3 protein-coding genes, 2 pseudogenes and 1 riboswitch are annotated in these 8818 nt (G+C 44.8%); of the genes and pseudogenes, 4 read left to right on the top strand and 1 reads right to left on the bottom strand.

The window, feature by feature from the left end; translation table 11 throughout:
• Positions 1-1404: APC family permease (locus JCM9140_RS20895; protein ID WP_156314950.1), on the bottom strand; the 1404-nt coding region annotated here is incomplete at its 3' end.
• Between the two features lie 326 nt (positions 1405-1730).
• Positions 1731-1838, top strand: a riboswitch (guanidine-I (ykkC/yxkD leader).
• 51 nt (positions 1839-1889) lie between these two features.
• On the opposite strand from JCM9140_RS20895, the gene JCM9140_RS20900 reads away from it, so the two are divergent.
• The 4 genes and pseudogenes from JCM9140_RS20900 (at position 1890) to atzF (ending at position 8709) form a co-directional block, all read left to right on the top strand.
• Positions 1890-2609 carry an urea amidolyase associated protein UAAP1 gene (locus JCM9140_RS20900; RefSeq protein WP_034751253.1) on the top strand — a complete coding sequence of 240 codons (720 nt, stop codon included), beginning with the start codon at positions 1890-1892 and terminating at the stop codon, positions 2607-2609.
• Positions 2610-2623: 14 nt separating this feature from the next.
• Positions 2624-3274, top strand: a complete 651-nt coding sequence (locus tag JCM9140_RS20905; protein ID WP_034751256.1) for an urea amidolyase associated protein UAAP2 — start codon at positions 2624-2626, stop codon at positions 3272-3274.
• A 63-nt stretch (positions 3275-3337) separates the two neighbouring features.
• Positions 3338-6975: pseudogene (uca, locus tag JCM9140_RS20910) on the top strand (urea carboxylase).
• Positions 6975-8709: pseudogene (atzF, locus tag JCM9140_RS20915) on the top strand (allophanate hydrolase). The pseudogenes uca and atzF overlap by 1 nt, the downstream one beginning before the upstream one ends.
• The last annotated feature ends 109 nt before the right edge of the window (positions 8710-8818 follow it).

The following is an 8818-nucleotide window of genomic DNA, read 5'->3' on the forward strand; positions in this document are numbered from 1 at the left end:
AACCTGTCCCCCTGACCCACCCCTCATTATACGGCTTTTTTGTCGTCGGTTGATGATGATGTTTTCGCTTGCTTCTGATTCTGGTAGTGGTCGTTTGAAGCCTTTTGTTAAGTAGGCGAGGTACAGTAGGCCGACGGCGACCCATGTGAATCCGCCGATGAGAGTTGGCAAGTCTAGTAAGAACAATAACCAAGCGATAAAAGCTGCTCCGATCAGTGGGCTAATCAAGTTCACGAACTTGCTCTTGAAAGTAGCGCGCTCGGCACCTTTCTTTTTATTCGAAAAGTACAACGTAATCACGCATAAATTTACGAAGAAGAAAGCTGTTAAAGCACCGAAATTAACAAACCTTAATGCAACGTCAATGGTAATGAAGATCGCAAGCAACGCAACAACGGAAGAAAAGATGATGTTTAACACGGGCGTTTTGTACTTTGGATGAATATAGCCAAAAAATTTCTTCGGTAAAATCGAGTCGCGTCCCATCACGAACAACAATCGAGAGACAGCTGTAACCGATGCGAGACCTTGTGTGAAGATCGCTGCGATTAAAACAGTAATAAAAAATGAACTTAGCAAGCTTCCGCCAACAACGCTAACCAACTCTAGAGCGGCTGAGTCTGGGTTTTGGAACGTGAAATTCGGAACGATCAGTTGAATAAAATACGACGTAATCACATGAAGGACTCCGACAATGGCAATCATAATGAAAATTGCTCGAGGAATCGTTTTCTTCGGATTAATGGTTTCCTCAGATAATGTTGTCATCGTATCAAACCCTAGGAAGGAGAAAATAACGATCGACGCTCCAGCTAACACAATGGAAAGAGACATTTCTGATTCAAGGAATGGCTGCATCGATAAAACCGTTCCTGTCCCGGCGCCGTTTAGCAACCCGTGAATCATGAATAAAGAAAAGACAACTATAAAGATAAGTTGCAGCATAACGAAAATACTACTTATGTTTGCAGAGGAATTGACGCCGAAAATCGTGATCACCGCTAAAATAACCGTTAATCCGATAATCCAAACAGATGGAGGAATTGATGGGAATTGAGCATTTAAGAAAATACCAAACGTAATACACGCAATAATTGGAGCAAACAGATAGTTAAGTAGTAACACCCATCCAACGACAAAGCCAAGCTTCGGGTTCATCGTTTTCTTCACGAATGTGTAGGCAGATCCTGAGATAGGAAGCTTTTTCGCCATAACGGCATAACTAGCGCCAGTAAACAAAACAGCAAGCACCGCAACGGCATACGCTGGTGTTAAAAATCCACTAGATCCTTCATAAGCTACTCCAAATACAGAAAAGTAGATCATCGGTGTGTTCCAAGCAAGACCTAGCATGACCACTTGAAACAATGTTAACGTTCGTTTTAGTTCGGTTCCCTCATTCATCCTCAAACAACTCCCTTTGATTTAGTGAAAATATATTATCTTGCAAAAATAACGACCTTCATTTCGTCAAGTTCGCTTTTGAAAAATTTGATTATGTTGATAATTCTTGTTTGAAATGATTGTTGATTTCAACAAGTGTGTGATAAAACCTCACAAGGTTTTTAAAACTATTTAGATTTATCAGCTTTTTTAGAAAAAATCATAAATTGAGTGAATTCCAAAAAGTTCGTTAGGTTTTCTGACAATGTCGTTGTTGGAGGTTGGGAGATGCTCTAGACTGTAATCAAGATCAATCGAATAAAGGTCCTTACAACAGCGTTAAGGACGAAAATGCTTTCTAGGGTTCCGTTGATGAAAATCAAGTCTGGTCCGAGAGAAGGCGGCATAGATGCAAGGTGCATCATGCTACACGGAAGGATAAAAGCCTGGGAGACTTCTCCCAAGTTTTTATCCTTTTTTTTATTTTTAAAAGGGAGGCTATACGAATGAGCAGACAAATATGGGGAAAAGAAATTCCAACGGGAGGAAAATGGTCAGGGGTTGTGAGCAAAGGGAAATTGGTTCGATTTACGGCTCTTGAAGAAGGAGCGAATCTTTCTTTATTGATGTATAACCCGAATGATTTAACGGAGCGCTACAACATGCCGGACACATTAAAAGCCCAGCACACGTCGCATTTAACGACCGGGCATGTGTTAATGAGTGACAACGGGCGCGTGTTTGCTTCCATCGTTGAAGATACACTCGGTTGGCATGATTCGATTAGTGGCTATACTTCAAGAAAACTCACTGATTCCAAGTACGGAAAAACAACGTATCAAGATAGCCGAAACGAATGGTACCGCAGCGGTGAAGAGAATTTCACGGTCGAGCTCGTGAGAAATGGACTTGGAAAAAGAGATCTCGTTCCGGTTGTGAATCTATTTTCAAAAGTATTTTGTGATGAAAGTGGCGATATGAATTTTGTCTTGGACCATTGTCCAAAAGGAGCAAGTGTAACGCTTAGAACAGAAATGGATGTGCTTTTTGTTTTATCAAATACACCAAATCCACTCGATCCAAGAACCTCTTATCCGTCAGTGCCGGTTCAAATCGAAATTCTTACGGCTGAACAAGTAGAAGACGATGATTATTGCTTAAACCACCGACCGGAAAACCGCCGGGCATTTGAAAATACATGGGAATATGAAGCGCTAGTAAAGTAATAGGAGGAGATCATATGGCAGTTTTTAACCGAGTAGAAAGCGAACGGAAAATAGAGGATGCAATTTACGATCAAGTTATTTTAGCTGGAGATGGCTGGATGAAGGAACTAGAGCCAGGTCAAGTTCTGAGGATTGTGGATATGGAAGGAAACCAAGCGGCGGATACATTGTTTTTCGATGCAAACAATCCGGAAGACCATTATAGTGCGGTCACGACGATTGCAGGCCAAAGCAATATTTACTTATCGACAGGATCGGTGCTGCGAGCAGAGTCTGGAAAAGAGCTGTTAAAAATCGTTGCGGATACGTGCGGACGTCATGATACATTGGGTGGCTCTTGTTCGGCACAAAGTAATACGGTACGTTATTCCCATGATACGCTCCCAATGCATAATTGCCGTGATACGTTCATGCTTGAAATGGCAAAATTTGATGGGAAGTATCAAAAACGTGATTTAGCGCCGAATATTAACTTTTTTATGAATGTCCCTGTTACACCTGATGGAGGATTAACGTTTGCGGACGGGGTGTCTGCGCCAGGACGTTATGTGGAAATGAAATCAATTTGCAAAACAGCAGCATTAATTAGCAACTGCCCGCAGTTAAACAATCCATGTAATGCGTATAACCCAACACCAGTTCGTGTCTTAATTTGGGAAGAGTAGGGGAAGGCGTAGTCACCCCATATATATAGAAGAAACTGATAAAAAGAGAGTGGAGGTTTTCATATGTTTAAGAAGGTTCTAATCGCAAATCGTGGTGCTATTGCCGTTCGAATTGAGCGAACATTGAAAAAAATGGGTGTAGCGTCCGTCGCTGTTTACACGGAGCTGATCAAGACAGTTTGCATGTTGATCATGCCGATGAGGCGGTTTTAATAGGAGAAGGCCCGGCAAAAGATAGCTACTTAAATACCGATTTAATTTTACAAACAGCACTTGAAACAGGAGTAGAGGCGATTCACCCGGGGTACGGTTTTTTAAGTGAAAATGCTGATTTTGCTCGTGCTTGCCGTGAGCATGGGATTGCGTTTATTGGACCAACACCTGAACAAATGGAAATCTTCGGCTTGAAACACTCGGCTAGAGACATTGCCATGAAGGCGGATGTTCCGTTGCTACCTGGAACGAACTTAATTTCAGAGCTTGAAGAAGCGTTAGTGGAAGCAAAATCAATTGGCTATCCGGTTATTTTAAAAAGTACAGCAGGCGGCGGCGGTATCGGTATGCGCGTTTGTGACGATGAAGAAGCATTGCGTCAAGCGTACGAAGGCGTTCGTCACTTGGCCGAAACGAATTTTAAAAATGGTGGATTGTTTTTAGAAAAATACATTGCAAAAGCGCGCCACGTTGAGGTGCAAATTTTCGGAAATGCGTTTGGTGAAGTCGTGACGCTAGGGGAGCGTGATTGCTCGATTCAACGTCGTAATCAAAAGGTCGTGGAAGAGAGTCCTGCTCCGAATTTATCAGATGATGTACGCGAAAGAATGTTTGAAGCATCCAAGCGTTTAGCTCAGGAAGTTGGCTACCGCAGTGCGGGGACGGTTGAGTTTCTATATGACCCAGAAACAGCGGAATTCTACTTTTTAGAAGTGAATACAAGACTTCAAGTGGAACACGGTGTGACGGAAGAAGTGTTAGACGTTGATCTTGTGGAATGGATGGTCAAAGAAGCAGCCGATGAGCTTCAAGAGTTAACAACACTAGTTGAAAAACCTAAAGGACATAGCATCCAAGCACGTATTTACGCTGAAGACTGCTTGCAAAATTTCCGTCCAAGTGCTGGGCAAATTGATAAGGTCGTACTTTCGGATCAAGCGCGAATCGAGACGTGGCTCAGAGACGGCGTGACCGTTACTTCTTTATATGACCCGATGCTCGCAAAAGTAATTGTTCGCGGGGAATCGAGAAAAGAGGCGATTGAAAAATTGATCGCAGCACTTGAGGAAACGAGATTTTACGGCATTACGACAAATCTACAATACTTGCAAGCCTTATTAATAGAAGAAGAATTCAAAGCGGGGAATGTGTGGACACAGTTGTTAAATGGATTTGAGCCAGCAGAACATGCGATTGAAGTATTAGATGGCGGCGTTCAAACAACGGTTCAAGACTGGCCTGGCCGCGTTGGTCACTGGGATGTTGGTGTTCCGCCATGCGGGCCGATGGATCCTTTGTCGTTTAGGGTTGGAAACAAATTGCTTGGTAATGACGATAACGCATCAGGACTTGAGTTAACGCTAAAAGGTGGAGCATACAAATTCCGCAATGACATGTGGTTTTGTGTTACAGGTGCTGACATGCAAGCACAATTAGATGAAGAAACTCTTCCATTATATAAGCCAGTTTTAGCGAAAAAAGGGCAAGTGCTAACGTTTGGTGAGGCGAAGGAAGGCATGCGCAGTTACCTACTCGTAGCGGGCGGATTTGATATGCCACTTACGCTAGGAAGTGCGGCAACGTTTACGCTTGGTGGCTTTGGCGGTCACGGCGGACGCGCGCTTCGTCCGGGAGATGTTCTCAATGTGAATAAAGGGGCAGAAGAGCCAAAAGAGGTGCAGGAATTAGACGTACCTTCTCGTCCTGAAATGACGAACACGTGGAGAATCGGTGTGATCCCTGGTCCACACTGCACAGAGGAATTTTTACAACCGGATTATTTGACGCAATTAACGGAAACAAGCTGGGAAGTTCATTTTAACAGCTCACGTACCGGCGTCCGTTTAGTTGGACCGGCTCCGAATTGGACACGTGAAGACGGCGGAGATGCAGGACTTCACCCATCAAATATTCATGATAATGCTTATGCGGTTGGAACGCTTGATTTAACAGGAGATATGCCGATTTTACTAGGGCCAGATGGACCGAGCTTAGGTGGATTTGTATGTCCGGTAACAACAGCGTCAGCGGAATTTTGGAAATTAGGGCAACTTCATCCTGGCGACAAAATTCGTTTTGAGTTGCTCACGCTTGAAGATGCGAACGAACTTCGTCAAAAACAAGAGGCGAACTTGAGTGCAGTTGGAGCTGGAGAGCGTGAGGACGTTCGAGTCGAAAGTATCTTGCCAGCGAAAAGAGAGCTAACATCTGAGTACCCGATCTTGGCTCATGAAGAAGAAAACAGACGTTTCCCGATGACGATCCGCTGTTGTGGAGATGAGTATTTACTCGTTGAGTACGGAGAAATGGAGCTTGATTTAAAACTAAGATTTCAAGCACAAGTGTTGATGGATTCCATTAAAGAAAGTGGACTTGTTCCATACATTGAAATCACACCAGGCATTCGCTCGCTCCAGGTGCACATTGATCCAACTCAAATTACCGTTCAAGAAGCGTGTGAAAAGATTTTGGAGCTTGATAGTGCACTGCCTCCACTTGAGGAAATTGAAGTGCCGTCGCGTGTGGTGAAACTTCCGCTTTCATGGGATGATCCGTCAACGCAATTAGCGACAGATCGCTATCAGCAAAACGTCAGACCAGATGCGCCGTGGTGCCCGAGCAACCTTGAGTTTATTAGACGAATTAATGGTTTGAATAATTTAGATGAAGTAAAAGATGTTGTCTTTAATGCTAACTATCTTGTCATGGGGCTTGGCGATGTGTATTTAGGAGCGCCGGTTGCTACCCCAATGGATCCGCGCCACCGCTTAGTAACAACGAAGTACAACCCAGCAAGAACATGGACACCGGAAAATGCGGTTGGAATCGGCGGAGCGTATATGTGCGTGTATGGAATGGAAGGTCCTGGCGGTTATCAGTTTGTTGGCCGGACGATTCAAATGTGGAACAAATTCCGCTCAACAGAAAGTTTCGAAAAAGGGAAGCCGTGGTTGCTGCGCTTTTTTGACCAAATTCAATTTTACCCAGTCGGAGCGGATGAACTGATGCAGCTTCGTGAAGACTTCCCACGCGGAAGATTCGAAGCGGAGATTACAGAAACGACGTTTAAGCTTGGGGAGTACTTGGAGTTTTTAGAATCAATTGAAGACGAGATAGACATTTTCCGTAAAAAACAACAAGATGCGTTTAAAGCAGAGCGCGAAAGCTGGAAGGCGCAAGGGCTTGCTGAATACATTTCGGAACAAGAAGTCGCTGTCGAAACAGAAGAAGAAGTTCTTCCAGAAGGGGTTGTCGGCGTACGTTGCTCGATGCCAGGAAGTGTTTGGAAAGTGCTCGTAGAAACTGGTCAATTTGTGAAAAAAGGCGAGACCCTTCTAATCGAAGAAAGCATGAAAATGGAGTTTCCGCAGCATGCGACGTGTGATGGCTATGTTGAAACGGTCTACGTCAAACCAGGAGAAGAAGTTCACTCAGGGCAACTTATTGTGGGGATTAAAGAAGAAAAAGAAGAGGCGGTGTCGGTGTGATGAATGTACCTATTCCTGAAAAACTAACGATTGAATGGCTTCAAGAGCATTACGAGAAAAATGACCTTACTCCAAGGGACGTAATTGTAGAGATCATTGCGCGTTCTGCTAAAGATGAGGAGATGAACATTTGGATTACTCCACCATCGCTAGAGTTGATTGAGCCTTACTTAGAAAAATTGGACTCTCTTTCTAAGGAGAGCTCCCCTCTTTGGGGCATTCCGTTTGCGATCAAAGACAACATTGATCTTGCGGGAACGCCGACAACAGCGGGCTGTTCAGAATATGCGTATACACCTAATGAGCATGCATCGGTTGTTGGTCGATTGATTAAAGCGGGTGCGATTCCGGTTGGGAAAGCGAACTTGGATCAGTTTGCGACAGGCCTTGTTGGTACGAGAAGTCCATACGGCGAGACGCATAATTCGTTTCGTCCAGAGTTAATCAGCGGAGGATCTAGCAGCGGATCAGCGGTCTCCGTCGCAAGAGGCCAAGCGGTATTTGGCTTAGGAACCGATACGGCTGGATCTGGGCGCATCCCTGCTTTATTGAACAACCTTGTCGGCTTTAAATCTAGTCTTGGTGCGTGGTCAACGAAAGGTGTCGTTCCTGCTTGTGCAAGTCTTGATTGTGTAACCGTGTTTGCACATTCGCTAGAAGAGGCGATGCTCGTTGATGAACAAGCAAGAGGGGTAGAGGAAGCAGATCCATGGTCAAGAGAGTTTGCTCAGCCGGTATCTCGTTTACCTAAAAAATCATCTTGCCAAAAAATCCGCTTGATTTTTACGGGCCATTTGCAAGCGAATATCGTGAGGCGTGGGATCGTGCTGTTGAGCAAGTGAAGCAGCTAGGTTTACCAGTTGAATATGTCGACACGACATTTTTATCCGAAGCGGCAGCAATTTTATATGACGGGCCGATGGTGGCAGAACGTTGGGCAGCAGTTGGACGTTTTGTTGAGGAGAACCCTGGAGCGACATTCCCTGTAACAGAGGACGTCCTTCGCTCAGGATCGGCAAGTCAGTACGATGCCACGTCTGTTTTTACAGCTCAACATCAATTGCAAGCTTACAAACTGAAAGCAAAACAGCTGTTTCGGGATGCAGTGCTTGTTCTGCCAACTGCAGGTGGTACGTGGACTCGCGATCAAGTAAGAGAAAACCCAATTGCCACAAACAGTGACATGGGGCGTTACACAAACCACTGTAACTTGCTAGATTTATGTGCGGTGGCGATTCCAGCAGGCGAGGCAGCTGAAAACTTGCCGTTTGGCATTACGCTGTTTAGCCTTGCTGATAGCGAAGGGTTGATATGTGGAGCAGCCGATGCGTTTAGTGAGTTAGCTGATGAGCCAACGACTTTTGTCGCGGTATGTGGCTTGCACATGCGAGGCTTTCCTTTAGAAAAACAAATGAACGAGTGCCGGGCAACTTTTGTTCGTGAAGCGGTGACGGCGCCTAAATATCAAATGATCAAACTATCATCTGAACCGGCAAAGCCCGGGTTAATCAAACAAGCGAGCGGCGGCGGTGCGATTTCTTTGGAAATTTGGAAAATGCCATTATCAACATTCGGAGCGTTTGCTGCATCGATTCCTGAACCACTTGGAATCGGAAAAGTGGAGTTAGAGGATGGATCTGAAGTGCCAGGCTTTATCTGCCAAGCATATGCGCTGATGAGGCAGAAGACATTACCGCTTTAGGTGGATGGAGAAATGTGTTGGTGACAAGTTAATTTATGAAGTGGTTCCCCTGTTGTCTTGTTGGGCAGCGGGGGATTTTTTTGTGTTTTTGGGGGGGGCGCGACAATAAATGGGGGCGTGCGGACAATAAATGGGGTCAAC

The organism is Halalkalibacter wakoensis JCM 9140 (assembly GCF_000513095.1).
In the GTDB taxonomy this organism is placed as follows: Bacteria; Bacillota; Bacilli; order Bacillales; family Bacillaceae_D; genus Halalkalibacter; species Halalkalibacter wakoensis.